The 19,507-nt window shown below is 34.5% G+C and carries 13 protein-coding genes; all 13 read right to left on the bottom strand.

The window, feature by feature from the left end; genetic code table 11:
• The 13 genes from cyoE to ruvB all read right to left on the bottom strand — a co-directional run bounded on the left by cyoE (position 1) and on the right by ruvB (position 19,453).
• A complete protein-coding gene (cyoE, locus tag ACFS5J_RS11065) occupies positions 1-903 on the bottom strand; it encodes a heme o synthase (protein ID WP_379812229.1) in 903 nt (300 codons plus the stop codon).
• 92 nt (positions 904-995) lie between these two features.
• Positions 996-3,113: a gliding motility protein RemB gene (locus ACFS5J_RS11060; RefSeq protein WP_379812228.1), complete on the bottom strand. Its 2,118-nt coding sequence runs from the start codon at positions 3,111-3,113 to the stop codon at positions 996-998.
• Between the two features lie 9 nt (positions 3,114-3,122).
• On the bottom strand, positions 3,123-3,866 hold the full coding sequence (gene deoC / locus ACFS5J_RS11055) for a deoxyribose-phosphate aldolase (RefSeq protein ID WP_379812227.1): 744 nt from the start codon (positions 3,864-3,866) through the stop codon (positions 3,123-3,125).
• 74 nt (positions 3,867-3,940) lie between these two features.
• A complete protein-coding gene (locus ACFS5J_RS11050; RefSeq protein WP_379812226.1) occupies positions 3,941-4,696 on the bottom strand; it encodes an energy transducer TonB in 756 nt (251 codons plus the stop codon).
• Between the two features lie 80 nt (positions 4,697-4,776).
• Positions 4,777-5,574, bottom strand: a complete 798-nt coding sequence (locus tag ACFS5J_RS11045) for an energy transducer TonB (protein WP_379812225.1) — start codon at positions 5,572-5,574, stop codon at positions 4,777-4,779.
• Positions 5,575-5,677: 103 nt separating this feature from the next.
• Complete coding sequence (locus ACFS5J_RS11040; RefSeq protein ID WP_379812224.1) at positions 5,678-6,412, bottom strand: energy transducer TonB; 735 nt, start codon at positions 6,410-6,412, stop codon at positions 5,678-5,680.
• Between the two features lie 53 nt (positions 6,413-6,465).
• Positions 6,466-6,831, bottom strand: coding sequence for a VanZ family protein (locus tag ACFS5J_RS11035; RefSeq protein WP_379812223.1), 366 nt, complete (start codon positions 6,829-6,831; stop codon positions 6,466-6,468).
• Complete coding sequence (gene gcvH, locus ACFS5J_RS11030; RefSeq protein ID WP_379812221.1) at positions 6,800-7,180, bottom strand: glycine cleavage system protein GcvH; 381 nt, start codon at positions 7,178-7,180, stop codon at positions 6,800-6,802. The genes ACFS5J_RS11035 and gcvH overlap by 32 nt, the downstream gene beginning before the upstream one ends.
• Before the next feature lie 117 nt (positions 7,181-7,297).
• Positions 7,298-14,539 (bottom strand): T9SS outer membrane translocon Sov/SprA, encoded by a 7,242-nt coding sequence (gene sov / locus ACFS5J_RS11025; protein ID WP_379812220.1) that lies wholly within the window; start codon positions 14,537-14,539, stop codon positions 7,298-7,300.
• Position 14,540: 1 nt separating this feature from the next.
• On the bottom strand, positions 14,541-15,122 hold the full coding sequence (gene ruvA, locus ACFS5J_RS11020; protein ID WP_379812219.1) for a Holliday junction branch migration protein RuvA: 582 nt from the start codon (positions 15,120-15,122) through the stop codon (positions 14,541-14,543).
• Between the two features lie 28 nt (positions 15,123-15,150).
• Positions 15,151-17,439, bottom strand: a complete 2,289-nt coding sequence (locus ACFS5J_RS11015) for an NADP-dependent malic enzyme (protein ID WP_379812218.1) — start codon at positions 17,437-17,439, stop codon at positions 15,151-15,153.
• Between the two features lie 62 nt (positions 17,440-17,501).
• Positions 17,502-18,428 (bottom strand): tRNA epoxyqueuosine(34) reductase QueG, encoded by a 927-nt coding sequence (gene queG / locus ACFS5J_RS11010; protein ID WP_379812217.1) that lies wholly within the window; start codon positions 18,426-18,428, stop codon positions 17,502-17,504.
• Entirely contained in the window at positions 18,428-19,453 is a 1,026-nt protein-coding gene (ruvB, locus tag ACFS5J_RS11005; RefSeq protein WP_379812215.1) for a Holliday junction branch migration DNA helicase RuvB, read from the bottom strand. Before ruvB ends, queG begins: the two co-directional genes overlap by 1 nt.
• Positions 19,454-19,507 lie beyond the last annotated feature (54 nt).

Here is a 19,507-nt window from a genome sequence, read left to right as displayed (position 1 = left end):
TTATCTTAAAAATTTATCTAAAATAAATATAATTTGTAAAAGAGAAATATAAGAAACACTTACTATCATTAGCTTCCTAGCAGCTTTAGCATCCATTTCTTTATATAATTTCACTGCGTAAAACAACATCCAACACCCTAACAATACAACTAATGCTGCTGAAATCTTTGTCAAATACAATTTACCCGTCATACCTAAAGCTGGAATCAGAGAAGCTAACATCATCCAAACGGTATATAATATGGTTTGCAACGCTGTTTTCTTATCACGCTGACCTGTTGGCAACATAAAAAAACCAGCTTTCTTATAATCATCATACAAAAACCATCCAATAGCCCAAAAATGAGGAAATTGCCAAAAAAACTGAATAATAAACAATGTTCCTGCTTCAATTCCGAAATTCCCAGTAGCCGCTACCCAACCTAACATATATGGTATTGCCCCGGGAAATGCTCCAACAAAAACCGATAATGGTGTAACTGTTTTTAAAGGCGTATACAAACACACATACATAAAAATAGAAATAGCACCAAACATGGCCGTCTTAGGATTTACAGCATATAAAATCACCAATCCTAATATCGTAAGTATAAAACCTAAAATTAAAGCATTATTTTTTGAGATAAGACCCGCAGGAAGGGGACGTGATTTGGTACGATCCATCAAAGCATCCAAATCTTTTTCTAAAACTTGATTAAAAACATTAGAAGCACCCACCATGCAATAACCTCCAATTGCTAAAAGAAGCAAAACAACAAGGTTATCACTCCCCCATGAATCAACACCCAAAACATAACCTGCAATGGTTGAAAATACAACACTAATTGCCAAGCGTGCCTTTGTAATAGCCGCAAAACTTGAAAATAATGTTGGAGCTGATATGGGTTGATTTTGTGAATCCAAAATTGACTAAATCCTTGTTTTTATTGGGCGCAAAGATACAAAGAAGATTTTTGATTTTCGCCGCTATTTTTAAAGAAAAAAACGAAAAACTATTAATAATCGAAATACCAATTAAACAAATCACTTCTTATCCCAACAGAAAGCCAAGTAGTATTATTCTTAAAAGCAGATACCGTTTCCGCTTGTGGATCAAAATTACGGTAGAAGAAACTACCGAAAACTTTTAAATTTGAAGCTGGATTTACCAAATAACCCAGTTGTAAATCAGTCATAAATACTGACGTCTTATTACCTTGCCCCACAACAACTCCTGTATCATATGGACGATTATCATCGTAACTCAAAAAGATGTTACCTCCGTAATTAAAATTATCAATGCCATTATTAAAATCAAAACCACGCTGTCCATAAGTCAACTTAACTTCCCCAAAGTAGCGTCCTTTAAAATATCGAGCAATCCCAACAAGTTCTTTAAAATTTCCTCCCCATGCGTGCCCCATACTAATATTATTATGCGCATAGTTGGTCAATGGTTGGCTATGCGAATACACATAAGGCCTTACATGATTGTATTCCAATTGCAGTGTTAAATTTTTAAGCTTAAAAGCATCATAATACTTAGCCCCTATTTGATAACCAAACTTATTTCGCCAACTTTTGTTACCCGCTTTAACATCACCAACAGCAAACTCATCCAACAAAAATTGCGAATAAAAATTCAATTGATTGTTCAACTTGTATTTCGCCGTAGCTCCCAATACCGCATTACCACTCTTAGAAGAAGAAGAAAATTCAACAGCTCGGTAAAAAATTATCGGATTAACAAAATTCACATCAAAGCCTCTATCGTTTGTATTAGCCCAAACTACATTTTCAAATAATCCTATATTCAAACGTTTCGAAACATTATAACTTAAATAATGACTTGCCATATATTTCGTCGCATAAGTACCGTCAACAGTCACTTCAGGACGTACATCTTTTAACCACATATAAGTGTTGGTATACTTTATTTTCCAAAAAGTAGTATTGATTTTGAAATATGGATATGGACTTACCGCATCACTTTGCAATAACGAACGATAACCATCTCCAATAAAGTTTCTCCCATACCCTAAATTTAAATCAAAAAATTTACTCGGCGTAAACTTTAAATTCGCCTCAGCCATAGGAAAATCATACGCATCCTCTTTGAATCGCTTTGCAATACCAACTCCTGGAATAATGGCAGGATTTCCTCCTGATGGTGCCAATGTTTCCGCATAAGCATTATAATAATCTGCAAAACGCCCTTGACTTTCATAAACAGAAGTTGAAAATGTAATTTGATTACCTAATCCTCCCTGAAATTGAATCCCTCTTGTATTCACAAACGTATTAGAAATTTGACTGTCAAAATCCTTACCCAATCTCAAATCCAAAATAGGATCCAACGTAAACCAATAATCTTCTCCTTGAATGGCTACAAAATTCTCATTCCAAAATTTCCTACCCAACCAAGTTTCCTTATTTTTCATCAATGATTGGCTTACCGCTTCAAAATCGTAATATTTTTGAACATCAGCATAAGAGTATGGTTTAGCCGCTGTATGATTATTTGTACCCACTTGATTCATCAAAGCATCAAAATACGCATAATTAGCATGTGAAAAAGCCAAATTCAAATCACTTTTAAATTGAGGATTGTCAAACTTTTTATAAGATTTAGCAACGTCATCAAACTCCGAAAGTTCTCTTGAATTATCAATTAAAACACTATTAGTTCTATCTTGCTCATTTAATACTTCATCTTCAACTAAAGCATCAGGTTGAACTAATGGAATAGCAATCTTGACGGTATACTTGGAATATGTTTTCCTGCCAGAATAAGTTGCAGGTTTAACTTTAGGCAACTTACCAAAAACCAATTTTGTTTCTGTTTTTAAATTTTCTGAAACAGCGTCAACATGCAACACTTTAAAAACACCCAAAGTATCCACCTCAAACAACGCAATTACACTACCTCTATACTTACTTTCCGAAACTTCACTAGGCACTTTAAAATTATCATAAATATAATTTTGAAGTGTATTATAAAAACACTCTTCTTGTTTTGTACTTACAAGCGAATCACATTCCGGAAAAACAGGCATTTGTTCAAAAGACGGATTTTGGCCATGAACTAAAAAAAAGTGAAATGTAAAAAGTAATCCGAGTAGTATTTTTTTCATATTCTAAATTCAATAATCTGTATTTGTTGGCGCTGCATCTGCAATAGCTTTAGCAACCGAAGTTCCGATTCTTTTTACACCTAACACCAAAAGAGTTACAACGTCTTCATAAGAACGAACTCCTCCCGCAGCCTTAACAGGCAATGGAAAAGCATTTTCCAATATTAATTTGATATCATCTATAGTCGCCACTCCTATAGAACCGTCATTTTTAGTAAAAAAACCTGTAGAGGATTTTACAAAAACACTATCGTAAACATCTTCTTTAAAATTAGCGATTATCACATTCTTGATAAGTGTAGTAATTTGAATTATTTGAGTTGCATTTAACGCAGCCACCTCAATAATCCATTTTATAGTTCTATTATTTTGCAACACCAAACGACTACATTCTAAAACTTGTTGCTTAACTATATTCAAATCGCCTTTCAAAAAAGATTTGTAGTCTATTACAAAATCCAATTCATCAGCACCAGCTGCAATCGCAGATTGTGCTTCTTGCAATTTAAAATTTAAAGAATGATCACCACTTGGAAAATCTATTACCGTTCCTACTAAAACCCTCGAATTGGATTGCATTATTATTTCTTTTGCAATTGCAACAAATTCAGGTCGTATCATAACCAACTTAAATTGTTCCTCAATTGCCTCACGAACACAATACTCTACTATGTTTATATTGTCCATATCAGAAATACCAGCCTGCAAAGCGGTCTTCAAATAAGTGGAATCTAAATAGCATCTAACATTCATACTAAAAAAATTAATGCAGGGTAAAAATAAAAAAATCCCATCGATATGGGATTTTTTTATTGACTTATTTCTTTTTATTGCAATTTAAAACGAATTGGTAAAGAGTATTTAATTTTCACATTATTACCACCTTGTTTAGCAGGGATTAACTGTGGAATCCTCTTAATTGCTTTTTCCGCAGCCTTTTGCATTTCCGGAGTAGCTCTTTTATTATCAAGAGACTTCACATTAACAACTTTCCCATTTTCATCAATAGTGAATTCCACTAAAGCTATGCCTTGCTTCCCATTTTCATAATCAGATTCTGGATAAACCAAATGACGTGAAACTACTTTTGCCAACTCAGCATCAAAACAAGCCTTTTGCTCTGCACGACTTAAACCTTTGCAAGCTTTAAACATCGGCAATTGTTCTACAGAAATAATAGTAGGCTCCTCAATTTTACCAGAAATCCCAGTCTCAGAAGGAACTTCAGTCGTTGTTTCTTCAACTGCATTATTTACTTCAGAAGGATTTTCATTAGCTAATTTCTCTTCCTCTGCAATTATTTCATCATTCTCCTTAACCTCAATCCTATCAACAATTTTAGGCAATTTAACCGACGGTTTAGCAACCACAGGTTTTGCCACGTCAGGTCTAAGCACTACAGGATTATAAACAAACACATCCTCAGTATGCAAAGACACATCATAAACAGCCTTTGCTCTATTAACATTTAAAAATTGAAATTCTAATACAAACAACACTACAACCATAGTCGCAATAAGTCCCAACTGAAAATAGATTAAACTATTTTTTGTACGCTTTTTAAAATTCACTTTAGCTCTCATAGAATCCTGATTTAATTATTAATACTTTTTTAACAATTAAACCAATACAATACACATGCCAAAAACAAAATTTTAAAAATCTATTCGTTTCGAAAAGTAATTGGTAAAACATATTTTACCTTAACATTTCTGTTACCTTGACGGGCAGGAATTAATTTAGGAATTCGACTTACCGCTTTCTCAGCAGCCATTTGCATTTCAGGCGTAGCCTTTCTATTCCCAACAGTCCTCACATTAACAACATCTCCATTTTCATCAATAACAAACTCAACCATAACCGCTCCTTCTCTTCCATTTTCAAAATCATCTTCTGGATAAACGAGATAACGCGAAATCGCACGCTTTAATTCTTTATCAAAACATGCTTTTTGTGCCGACTTAACCAGACCTTTACAGGCCTTAAACATAGGCAATTGCTCTACAGCAAAAATATTATGCACATCAGAATTACCCGAAACAACACCGTTATTGGCAACACCATTTTGAACTCCACCAGGTAAACCTTGAGAATCTTTATCACCTACACCTACTTCTTGACCTACATTATCTTGAGTCGGAATATCCGTTTTAGGCAATTCTATTTCATTTTGCTCAATTTTAATTTCTACAACATCTGAAGAAGCTTTAACAGCAGGAGCTGCAACTGAAGTTACAGCAGAAACATCAATTTTAACCTCTTCAGGTATCTCAATTATTGGATTATAAATATAAGGTTCATCGATAAAAACAGGACCTTTATATAATGGCAATACTATTGGCACTACTTTTGACTTATACTCTAAAGCCAAATAGCAAAACAACATTGTAAAGACAAGACCAAGCTGAAAATAAATAAAACTATTTTTTGCTTTCTTATCAAAATCCATTCCGGTTTTCATAATGCTCTAATATAGTGAAAACCAATCAACTAAACTAAAACATTAACTTAATATAAAAGCAAAAAAAATCCCAATCAAATGATTGGGATTTTTTATATTATTTTTATTGTAATCTAAATGTAATTGGCAAACCATATTTAACCTTTACTGGTTTTCCTCTTTGCTTACCTGGTGTAAATTGTGGCAACTTAGAAACGATTCTTTCTGCTTCTGCCTCTAATAGCTCACCACCTTTAGGACCTCTCATCTGAATGTTAGTTACATTACCTTGTTTATCGATAACGAACTGAACAGAAACTCTACCCTGAATGTTATCTTCAGCAGCTCGCTCTGGATATCTAAAATGTTTCTTGATGTGAGCTGCCATCTTTTCGTTAAAACAATCTAAACGTTTTGTTTTAGCCACTCCTTCACATCCTGGAAACACAGGAATATCTTCGATAACTGCGAATGGCAATTCATCTGGAATATCATCTAAATCCCCACTACCTCCTACTTCGGAAGCTTTAACAACCACAACAGGTTTGTTTTCTTCTACTTCAGTAGTTTCGATTTTTTTCTCTTCTAATTTTATTTCATCCTTCACCACTTCAATAACTTCTGGAGCTGGTGGTGGTGGTGGTGGTAATTGCTGAACTGGTGGCATTGTAATAATTGCCTCTTCATCATCAGCCAACAAATTATCCGTTACAAATTCAGTAGAAATTTCTTCTCTTGGATCTTCCGATTTTAACTCTATACCCAAATATGACAATAACAAAATTGCCACTAAACCAATCTGAAAATAAAGTGCACTATTTCGCTTTGGATCTACATTAGGATTTTTCTTTAGTTCCATAATTTTAATTTTGAGGTGCTAATATAGTTATTAATAGATTTTTTTAAAAGTTTTTAAAGATTTTTATTTATCACCTTTAAAACCAACATTGCTAAAAAAGCCCCTAAAGAATTTGCCAATACATCATAAAAATCAGCTTCTCTAGTTGCTGTAATCGTCGTCTGTAAAACCTCAATAACTATGCCATAAAGAACTGCTAAAAGCATAATTAAGATTACTTTTTTGTTTTTACAAGCTCTTGACCAAAAAAAAGTAAAGAAAAAATAGAACAATGCATGTACTACTTTATCGGTATTCTTAAAAGCCAACGAAGGTGTTCTACCCTCTAAACTTATCAAACTTAAAGCTGTTATGGACAACGTCCAAATAATTGCTATTAAAAAATACTTACGCTCCAATAAGTGCTGCGTAGTCTTCACTTGACAACAACTCTTCAACTTCAGCCGGATTTGAGATCTTAACTTTAATCATCCATCCACTTCCATAAGCATCAGAATTTACACTCTCAGGTGTTGTTTCTAACTCCTCATTGAATTCGATAATTTCTCCAGATAAAGGCAAAAACAAATCAGAAACTGTTTTTACTGCCTCTACTGTTCCAAAAACTTCATCTTTATCTAAAGTTTGATCTAAAGTTTCAACCTCTACATAAACAATATCACCTAATTCTTTTTGAGCAAAATCAGTAATACCTACTGTTGCAACATCACCTTCAATTGAAACCCACTCGTGGTCTTTTGTATACTTTAAATTAGTTGGAATATTCATAATATTTCTTATATTAATTTGATGCAACAAATGTAGTTGTATTAATTTAAATCCAAAAATTCTTTTTTGTTATTTTTTAAAAATAACAAAGTCTGCATGCATGCAGACTTTGTTATTTTAATTTCCAAAATTATAACGCAGTGTAAATCCTGCTCTAATATTAGTTATCGGGAACGAAGTTGAAATTACAGCTTGCGAGAACTGGTGATCATAATATAAAATAGCCGTTAAGTTTTTACTAAACGAATAATCAGCAGTAAATTTAACCGACCACATATCTTGACCGCCTGCCAATTCATTATTATTATAATCCAAATAACGTACAATTGTATTGTTTTTACGCAATGTAAAATCGGCTTTTAAATTGACATCACTCTTAATTACACCAGAAGGATTATCTGCTAATGATGAATTGATAATCACATCTTTTATGCGGTATCCCAATCCTAAAGTATACTCATTACCACTCACCTCCGTCAATAAATTGTTATCAAAACTCATGTTCAATGTTCGATCTTTTTTCATTTCTGCTAATAAGCGAATTGAATTTTTCATCTCAAAGTCAACACGCATCAACGGATTAAACTGTTCAGCTAAATTGATGTTTGAAATAATCGTATTGGCATAGAAATTACCATTAGCATCGATTGGTTCTGTATTCAAATTAGTTCTAAAAGCATTGATATTATAATTAGATCTATAACCATGTTGCAAAGAAAAACGCTTAAAACGATCTTTGAACCATTTGTAACGCATTAATCCCGTATACTTGACATTCCAGTTTGGAAGTGGAGTATTTCTGAAAACTCCAGTAGAAACTTTTGATGCATCTTGACCAGAATATGCCGCTATAAATGATGGCAATAAAACCTGCTGGCTGTTTTTACCAAAACCAACCGGATACCCTTCCGCATCACGAAGATAAGTTGAATTTCCATAATAAGCTGCTGCCAAACGATCTGCAATCACTAATCTATTAGTTCTAAATTCATCAAAAGCAGCTGATACATTTTCATCACTCTGGCTAAAAGCTGTTTTAATTAAAATTGTTGAAATATTAAAGTTACCAAACTCATATGGTGAACGAGAATTATATTGTCCATCAAAAACATCATACTGTTCTGAGTAATTGGTTGTCAACATACGTTCTGCAGTCAAGTCGATTTTAAAATCTGGAAAAACTTCCATCTGAGCCGTAAAATTCAATTGCTTGGTTTCAATCTCCGTATAATTCTGGTTGAATTCTGGATAATTTGTCAACCAGCCGTTTTTAGCCGCTTCATAACGCACATCTGATTGACTACCAAAAACGAATCCTAAAGTTGGTTTTGAAGACCCAAAGAAACCTAAACCTGGTAAGTAACCTGGTAAAACTGTACCGTTTCGCTCATCGTATTTAACCTGAATATTTTTCACACTTGTCAAGACTCCAATTAAACCATCTACAAAAACATCCCCATCTTTTCCAGAAACATCTTTAGTAGCTGTAATTTTTTGACCTGGCACAGGCGCAACTGGTTTAGGTGTATTTTTATTACTTGCTTTCTTTTTCTTCTTACCAGTAAGCCCAATATATTTATAAAACAAATCCATATTCATATTGGTAACCAACACATGCGAATTTGCATTTTGAACCGTATTTCCTAATTGATATGGAATCCCATTATCAATTATAGTTGAAAAAGCATCTGATGAACGTTGCCAATTATAATCACCTGTATAACTATAGGTTGATTTCAAGAAACTTAATACTGGAATTTTATTCAAAGGCAGGTCATAGTTAACAACCAACTGTTGGTTATGTTGATTCGCTTCACCAGTATCCCAGTATCCATCCCAAATATTCAAACCATCAATTGGAACATTTTGATCATCAAGATAATTTCTAACTATATTGTTGCTCGATGCAGTATAATTTACTCGCAATGCCTTGGTAAGGTTATAATTGAAACCGTATTGATAATTAAAAAAATAATTTCTTCTGTAAAAAGGATCAATCCCAACACCCTGAACATCAACTAAACGAAATTCCTGACGGTTAAATTGTCTTATAATATTAGAACTAAAAGACACATTTGTTGGTAAGAAATTAAAATTGAAATCGGTTAGCATTTTATAGTAACCACTCTTTTTAAGCGATTTTGAGTTTTTAAAAGGCTCAACACTTTTCGGTTTAAAACTATAAGCATAATCTACCGAAGAACGTTGTTGTTGATCTACTAAATCTTTTATCTCATAATCATGATGCTCCATCTCGTTGAAAGAATATGCCAACGTTAAATTTTCTACATCATAGAAATGTTGCTTTTGCTCTGGAGCCCTATCCTTTTTAACACCAATAAAATTCAAACTAGTTCGCTTGGTATAATCAATCGCTCTATTTTTTATATTGTCCTTCTCAGCTGCATCTTCTGTAATATCAAGCAATTGATTCAATTCAATGTCTTGATAGAATGGATCAAACTTAGGTGTAATTGTAGCTTCACCTACACCGTAATTAAATGGCACTTTAATCCCCCATTTTTTTGGTAATAATTGTCCTAAATTAACATTCGTCACAAAATCATATTGGAATACATCCTCTCTACTTCTTTCATTAGGCCCTTCTTCTATTCCTCCAAAACCAATTGTACTCACTCTAGTTGTCGCACTCACATTTGCAAAATCGGCAACATTTGCATCTAAATTACCCACTGCAGCATATCCGCCTTTGTTGTCCATCTCAGACATACGCAACTCATTGAACCAAACTTCTCCACGAACAATTTGTCCCGAACGGTTTTTCAATCCAATCATTAACGTACGAACCAAACCAAAGTTTGGATTACCCTTAATCCCCAAAGTTAACCTATCCGAAGAAGAACCAATTAATGCATTCTCTTCTTCAATATAGCGAATACCATTTGCATCCTGAATAAGATCAGGGTTGTTATTTAACGCTAATATTTTTAAAGCTGTTAAATGTGACAATTGTAATTCAATCTCATTTTCAGACGGCCAAATTTCCTCAGGCGTAGTTGCTGTTTGAGGAGTAATCTTTAATGGCATTTCAACTTGATAGAAGTTCTCTGAAAAGTCGTTACCAAATCGAATAAAAGCCACCAACTGATCATCTCCTAATGGCTGCGATTCTGGCATTGGCAATGCTTCAGCATGTAAAAACATTCTCAGCTTTTTAAACTGACGCATATCCACATTCACATTTTTGAAAACTGCTCTAGAATCATTAGGCTCCAAACCATTAACATAACCACCTAACTTATCGTATACACGAAGTGACAACGATTGCTCATTTTGATTAATAACTGTATTGTTGTTATACAATTGCTCTCTCTCAACCCCTGGAGGTGTCACATAACGAATTGGCGTTCTATTATTATTTTCTTGAATGTTAACTGCTACAACATCAAAACCAGTATTATCATCTTCAACATTTGGATCGTTGAAATCAAGTGAATTTACATAACGTCTCCATTCTCCACGAACTAAATCTAAAGCTCCAAAACGCAACGTAACTTGTTCTTTAAAGCCAGTCATATACATTCTGATGAAACGAATGGAACGTAAATCTTCAATGTTTCCAATTTTCTCTGCATTGGCAATGTCTTGAATTGGAATTTTATATAAAATCCAACGTACTTTACCCGTTTGACCATTTGGAAGCTGAACGTTATCATCAATTCTCGTATCGGCCACAAAGTTTTGACCAATTGTTACTCCATCCTGTGTATTTGGATAAGCTAAAATTGGCACATCAAACTTAAAGTAAGCATTAATCGTGTTCATGGTATTGTCACGATTGATATCTTCGACATCAGGAAAAGTAGTATTACCTCTATTAGTATCTGTTACATTTACAGGCGAATTGCCTTCGAAACCATTATAATTTCGATATCTATTGATAACATCACCTGTACTGTTTAAATAAAATTCATAATCATCACCCGAAGGATCGGCATAACTCGCATAAGCAGGAAACTTTATTGCTTCTTGATCATTCGTAAGCCCATCAAAACCTGCATCTTGAACCGCTCTGTTTCCTTCATTAGTATCAAACGCATAAATCAATGACTGCGTTGTAGGGGTTTGCCCCCATTGTGTTTGAATAGTCGACTGTGTCGAACCTGGTTCTGGCAGACCATTCTCATACATTTTTCTACCATCTTTAAGAATATCTTCTGAAATTTCCCCAAGATTGAATACTAATTTTCCAACGTTAGTAGGATCTACAAAATCATCTGGATTACCACTATCATAATAAGGGTCCATCATCCAAAATTGAATATATTCTACGTTTGCTTGCTCAAAGTTGGTAGAATTAATTGCTCGCATAATACCTGCCCAATTATCTGGTGCTTCAATATCAGGGAACTGACCTGTAGAAACAATATTAGGGTTAAAATTATAAGGTCCTCTATCTTTCGGGAAATACGTTAAATCTAAAGTATTAACTACAGTCGATTGACCTTGTGCAATATCCGTATTCGGATAAAGTTCTCGACTGAATACACGACGCGTTCTATTTAAAGACAAGTCATTATCACTAACCCCTGTAGGCGTTTGCGTATAAAATACTGGATCGATAGCATACCAAGACAATTTTGCTCGTTTGTTCCCAATTGAAAGATCATCCGAAGGCGGATCTGTATCTGTTGGAATACCATCAAAATTATCTTCCAATGGTACACTTGCCAGTGTCCATGATGAAGGTGCTCGTAAATCGATAGTAGATTGCGAACCTTCAAAGTCATCCACATAAGTAGTTGCTTCACCATTAAACTGATCCGCTTTTGAAGCACCTGGCATCAAATAAGCCACTTCTCCTCTAAAGGAAACATTAGATGGAACATCGGTATCAATATTTGGCAACTTGTTCACCAATCGCGTTAAGAAAGGAACTTCGGTAGAATAATTCGTATTAACACCAAAAATCGTATTATTAACGGATTCTTGTCCATAATTTGATTTATTGGTAAATGGACGTTCTGTTAAACGCAACAAAGTTGCACCTAACATAAAATTCTTATTGAATTGATGCTCTACATTAACCCCCCAAAAACGTCTTGTTTGCTGACCAAAAACCGCATTGTTTTCAACCGACACTTCAATTGGCGTATTCGAAGCCTGTAAAGAAGGATCTACAATATACACTTTACCCAATTGATAGTTTACGGTATAATCAATTCCTTCAATTAAAACACGTCCACCAGCAGTTACTACCACCGAACCTTGAGGCACGTTAAAAGCTCCTATCGAAATACCATCGCCCCCTGAAGACTTAAAACGTCCTTTTAATTGAAATTTATTCTTCTCACTTTCTTGAAGTGCTGCAGCCTGAGTAGATTTATATAAATTCCTAAAAACGTATTTGCTTTGATTTTCGTTGTATGTATTGACATCGTTATAATTTTCACCAACACCATTTGTCAATTTACTAAACAAAAGCTCCCCAAAAGGTTCTTTGTTTGTAAAAACAATTCGTCCGTATTTTTGATCAACCGTAATTCCAGGATAAAAGTCAAAAAAACCATCTCCCCCTTCTTGTGGGTCATTGGTATAATTCAATCGGTCTACATTTAACACTCTTAAAAGCGCAGTATCTTCCACATCAGCAGGTAAGTCTGGTGCTGTAGGCGATGCCTTAGTAATATAATTTAATGGAGACGGATCGGTATATAAAATATTGAATCTGAAATCTTCTTGCTCTAATTGGTATCCTCCAGGAATTTGATAAATATTTTTCATCATCAAGTTCCAAATCGGCATAGTATACTGAACCCCTGCAATAGAATTATTGACCAATGTCAAATTACTCTTCAACATTTTCACAATCAAGGCTTGAGTTGTAGGTACTCCAGAAGGATCAACGTTTGTAGCATCAACACCATCAGTTCCGAATTCCCCTACTTGGTACACTTCGTCTCCTATTGTATATTGAAACGCTACTGCTAATACTTCGTCATTAGAAAGCTTTTGGTTCAATGAAATATATCCTAATTGCGAATTGTAACTATACTCCGAAGCCGATAACTTTCTGGCATTTTCCAATTTAGAATAATCAATCCCCTCATCCATTCCTGGTATATTGAATCCATTATTGGCAGTCGCAACTTCACGAATATTATTATTCAAATAGTTACTTCCAATATTGTTCGGGTTGAATTGGTTATTTTTATTGTCGGTAGGTGTATTTGGTTGTGTATTCCCAAAGAAACCAGCATTTGCTCCTAGATCAATTGCGACAACTTCTTGCGGTTGAAGATTCAACAGAGGACCTTCCCCTAAATCTTGAATCGCAATAATATTTCTAAGGTTATTTTCGTTAGAATTAATTCTGTTTTGTTTGTTTGTCACCCAAACTTCCAATCGTGTAATTTGCACACGACTATTTATAACCGGATAATTAACCAATGAATTATCATATTGGTTACGGAAATATTGCGATAAGAAGAAGTGACGATCTGCATCATATTCTAAAGCAAACAATTCAAAATCTTGAAGTGTTCCACCTCCTTGTGCTGTAACTTTTTTGGTTTGTGATTTTTGTTCAGAAAAAACCCCAGTTACTGTTGTTTTACCAAATTGCAATTGTGCTTTAACCCCAAATAAACTTTGTGCTCCGCGAATCAAGGAATTAGACAGCGGAAAACTCACATTACCTACCTCTAATTTTTGTAGAATATCATCTTCATTAGAACCGTATTCTAGTTTAATTAAGTTTTGAAAAGCAAAGGTAGATTCGGTATCGTAGTTTACATTAACACTTAAACGTGTTCCAACTTTTCCTTGTAAACCAACACTTATACGTTGATCAAAATCAAAAGTGGTGGTCTTACGATTTCGCGGTGAAAACGAAGGATTATCTTGCTTGGTAAAACGCACCCCTAAATCAAGCTCTACAGAACCTGTTGGTTTTATATCAATAGTATTACTACCAAAAATCGTTTCAAAAAAACGTGAGTTTACATAGTAACGGGGCAATAAATCTTTTTTAGCTTCTTCAGAACCCGCTTTATTACCATCAATTGCTGCCGATTTTTGCTGGTAATATTTACGCATTTCCTCACGTAGTACCAACTCCTGATATTGTTCTGGCGTTAAAACAATCGGGTAATTGATGTTAAACCCATCAAATGTACTGGTATAAATATAGCGATCCGTTGCCGGATCATAAGTATAAGCTTCAACAATACTTTGAGGTTTAGGCGCTTTAAGCGTACCTAAATCCACCCCGTTTTTAATAGAATCTTGCTGTTGTTCATTCTCCACTTGTGAAAACACAAAAAAAGGAGAAAATAAAAAAACAACCTTTAGCGTTTTTAAAATTGAATTAAAAGTAATTATGGTTGAATCTTTCAAATTATAAATTTTTTAATGCTTGCTTTATTAAATCTTCTACCGTTGCATTTGGCACTTCTCTTACAATTTTATCAATAACCTTTTCCGCTGCCTTTTTAGCAAAACCTAAAACTTCTAAAGCAGATAACGCTTCATCTTTATTTGTATTGCGTGGCATTTCCGAAACATTTTCAATACTGTATACTTTTAACACTTTGTCTTTTAAATCCAAGATTACACGCTGTGCTGTTTTGGCTCCAATCCCTTTTATCCCTTGAATTGTAGCCACATCATTTGAAGCTATTGCTTGAATAATTTCGGTAGGTGCTAAAGACGATAACATGGTTCGTGCTGTATTAGCTCCTATTCCAGAAACCGTCAACAATAACTTAAACAACTCACGCTCTTGCTTTTCAACAAACCCGTATAAAGTATGTGAATCTTCTTTAACTTGTAAAAAAGTATACAGTTTTAAATGCTCACCATCAGGTATTAGCGAAAAAGTATGAAGCGAAATATTAACTTGATATCCTACCCCATTACAATCAATCACAACTTCTGTTGGATTCTTTTCTACCAATCTCCCCTGTAAATGCGCTATCATACTAGATTTATTTGTTAAAAATAATAAATTACTTATTTCCTTGCTTCTTTTTTTCTTTTTCTTGAGCATCCACCACAGCAACTGCAGCCATATTCACCATTTCTTCAACACTTGCTCCTAACTGAAAAATATGAACCGGCTTATCCAAACCTAACATAATAGGCCCGATAGAATCTGATTTATTCAATTCTTTCATCATTTTGTAAGTAATATTTGCCGAATCAAGATTTGGAAAAATTAAAGTATTTACTTTTTTATTTACCAATTTAGAGAATGGGAATTTACTTTTCAAAAGATCGGGATTCAAAGCAAAATCCGTTTGCACTTCACCATCCACAATTAAATCGGGATAATATTTATGCAGATAAGCAACTGCTTGTCTTATTTTCTTCGGACTTACATTTTCTGAAGAACCAAAGTTAGAAAAAGACACCATAGCCATTACAGGTTCCATACCGAACATACGAACTGTTTTAGCTGTCATAAGTGCAATTTTTGCCAAATCTTCTGCTGAAGGATCAGGATTAATTGCAGTATCTGATAAGAAAATAGGACCTCTGCTTGTCATCATCATATTGGTAGTTGCTATACGACTAACACCAGGTGCCTTATCAATCATTTCCATTACTGGTTTTACAACCGTAGGATAACTTCTTGAATATCCAGTAACCAAAGCATCTGCCTCGCCCAAGTTCACCATCATTAACGCAAAATAATTACGTTCACGCATCCATTTTTGAGCGTCTAACAAAGTCGTTCCTCTACGTTGTCTTGACTTCCAAAAAACCTCCCCATAATAGTTTCTTCTCTCGGTTTCCTTTTTCGATTTTGGATCAATAATAACTACGTCATCATCAAAACCAATCTCTTTCATCAACTCGTGGATAATTTCTTTATTTCCTAATAAAATTGGCTCTCCAATACCTTCTTCTAATACTATTTGTGCCGCTTTTAAAACATCTAAATGATCTGCTTCAGCAAACACAACTTTCTTTGGATCCGTTTTAGCACGGTTAACCAACATACGAATCATTTTATTATCAGAACCTAATCGTTCTAATAATTCCATTTCGTATTTATCCCAATCGGTGATTTCATTTTTTGCCACACCCGATTCCATAGCTGCTTTAGCAACTGCAGGGGCAACAACAGCAATCAAACGTGGATCAAAAGGTTTGGGAATAATATAATCGCGACCAAAGTTTAATTTGGTTTCACCATAAGCAATATTTACTTGTTCAGGCACTGGTGTTTTAGCTAATTGCGCCAAAGCACGTACAGCAGCCATCTTCATTTCTTCATTAATTTTAGTTGCGCGAACATCTAACGCACCTCTAAAAATATATGGAAAACCAAGAACATTATTTACTTGATTAGGATGATCTGAACGACCCGTAGCCATGATAATATCTTTACGCGTATCAATCGCTACGTTATAATCTATTTCCGGTACCGGATTTGCCATTGCAAAAACGATAGGATTATCATTCATAGTCAATAGCATTTCTGACGTAAGTACATTCCCAACAGATAATCCTAAAAACACGTCTGCATCAACAATTGCCTCTTTCAGCGTTAATGGACTAATAGCTTTAGCATATTTTAATTGAAGTTCTGATAAATCTTCACGGCAATTTGTTAACATCCCATCTTTATCAAACATGAAGATATTCTCTACTCTAACACCTAACAACAAATACAAATTAGCACAAGCTAATGCCGCAGAACCTGCTCCAGAAACCACTATTTTTACATCTTCAGCTTTTTTACCTGCAAGTTCCAATGCATTTAAAAGTGCTGCAGAAGAAATAATGGCCGTACCGTGTTGATCATCATGCATGACAGGGATATCAAGCTCCTCTACTAAACGTCTTTCAATTTCAAAAGATTCAGGCGCTTTAATATCTTCAAGGTTAATCCCTCCAAAAGTTGGAGCTATATTTTTAACCGTTGCAATAAATTCTTCAACATTTTTGGTTCCCACCTCAATATCAAAAACATCTATATCGGAAAAAATTTTGAACAACAACCCCTTCCCTTCCATAACTGGCTTTGAAGCTTCTGCTCCAATATCACCAAGTCCTAAAACGGCAGTTCCATTTGAAATTACTGCAACAAGGTTTCCTTTTGCTGTATATTTATAAACATTATTTACATCTTTGGCTATTTCCAAACATGGCTCTGCAACTCCTGGTGAGTATGCAAGCGACAAATCACGCTGTGTCGCATATTTTTTTGTAGGTACTACCTGAATCTTTCCAGGTGTAGGTTTTGCATGATATAATAAGGCTTCTCTTCTCTTCGTATCTTTATGCATATAATCATTTTTATATGAACTTACAAAGTTAAAATAAGCTAGGAAAGAAAAAAATTTTAAGACTACTCTTTTAAAAAATCTATATTACGCTTCAAACCATTGAATTTAGTGCGCTTAACCGCAGATTTATTGAACATTTTGGCAAAAACATCTTCAGTCAATTCTTCCCAATCTCGTTTTGAAAAGGACAATAATTCAGGAGAAGGATTGAATGCAGGTTCATTATGTGATTTTGAAAAACGATTCCAAGGGCAAACGTCTTGACAAACATCACATCCAAAAAACCAATCCTCAAATTTACCTTTCATTTCAGAAGGTAAATTCTCCTTCAGTTCAATGGTAAAATAAGAAATACATTTACTGCCATCCACAACATATGGTGCTACTATAGCTTGCGTAGGACAAGCATCAATACATGCAGTACAACTTCCACAATGATCGGTTGTAGGAGCGTCATAATCGAGTTCAAGATCAATAATTAACTCTGCAATGAAATAAAAAGAGCCAACTTTTTGAGTCAGTAGATTACTATTCTTTCCAATCCATCCTAAACCACTTTTAGCAGCCCATGCTTTATCCAAAACAGGTGCAGAATCAACAAACACACGTCCTGAAACTTCACCAATCTCATCCTGAATATAATGAAGCAAATCTTTTAGTTTGTCTTTAATTACAAAGTGATAATCTTGCCCATATGCATATTTTGAGATCTTATACGTTGAATCTTGCTGAAGATCACTTGGATAATAATTTAATAAAAGGGAAATCACACTTTTAGCACCATCGACTAAAAGCGTTGGATCTAATCGTTTGTCAAAATGATTCTCCATATAAGACATCTGACCATGACGATTCTGATTAAGCCAGTTTTCCAATCGTGGTGCTTCAGCTTCTAAAAATCCTGCTTCCGAAATACCACAAGCTAAAAAACCGAGGCGCTTAGCTTCGGTCTTTATCATTTGCGTATATTTTGTTTTATTTTGAATCATTATTCAAATAATCCTCCTTGAATATTGTGTTTTACCTTACCAAGGTGTTTATAAGCTTTCTCCGTAACTTCTCTACCTCTAGGCGTACGAATTAAAAATCCCTCTTGTATCAAAAAAGGTTCGTATACTTCTTCAATCGTTTCACTACTCTCAGAAACTGCAGTTGCAATAGTACTTAAACCTACAGGACCTCCTTTAAATTTATCAATAATAGTAAGCAATATTTTATTGTCCATTTCATCCAATCCATTCGTATCAACATGTAAGGCTTTCAGGGCAAACTTAGCAATTTCAATATCAATACTTCCATTCCCTTTAATTTGAGCAAAATCACGAACACGACGCAGTAAAGCATTAGCAATACGAGGTGTTCCTCGACTTCTACCGGCAATTTCAATAGCCGCTTCCATAGAAATAGGTGTATTTAAAATAGAAGCACTACGTTGAACAATAGTAGTAAGTAATTCGGTTTTATAATACTGTAATCTACTTTGGATACCAAAACGTGCACGCATAGGTGCTGTCAATAAACCCGATCGTGTAGTAGCTCCAACTAAAGTAAAAGGATTCAGATTGATTTGTACCGTACGAGCATTAGGGCCCGATTCAATCATAATATCAATTTTGAAATCCTCCATAGCTGAATACAGATACTCTTCTACAATAGGGCTCAAACGATGGATTTCATCAATAAAAAGAATGTCTCTGTCGTCCAAATTCGTCAACAAACCTGCTAGGTCTCCAGGTTTATCCAAAACAGGACCAGAAGTAATTTTTATACCCACACCCAATTCATTCGCTAAAATATTAGCCAAAGTCGTTTTACCTAAACCAGGAGGTCCATGAAACAGCGTATGATCTAAAGCTTCTCCGCGAAGATTCGCCGCTTGCACAAAAACTTCCAAATTTTCTAAAACTTGATCTTGACCAGTAAAATCTTCAAATGAAAGTGGACGCAACGCCTTTTCAACATCAATTTCTTGAGGCGTGAAACGCTCTTTATTAGGATTTAAATTCTCATTCATAAAGCAAAGATAAACAAAGTTAAAACAAAAATACCTTTCACATATGGAAAGGTA

It is taken from the genome of Flavobacterium chuncheonense, assembly GCF_042686145.1.
GTDB lineage: Bacteria > Bacteroidota > Bacteroidia > Flavobacteriales > Flavobacteriaceae > Flavobacterium > Flavobacterium chuncheonense.
The sequence above is the reverse complement of the archived record's forward strand: the minus strand, read 5'-3'. Positions and strand labels throughout refer to the sequence as shown.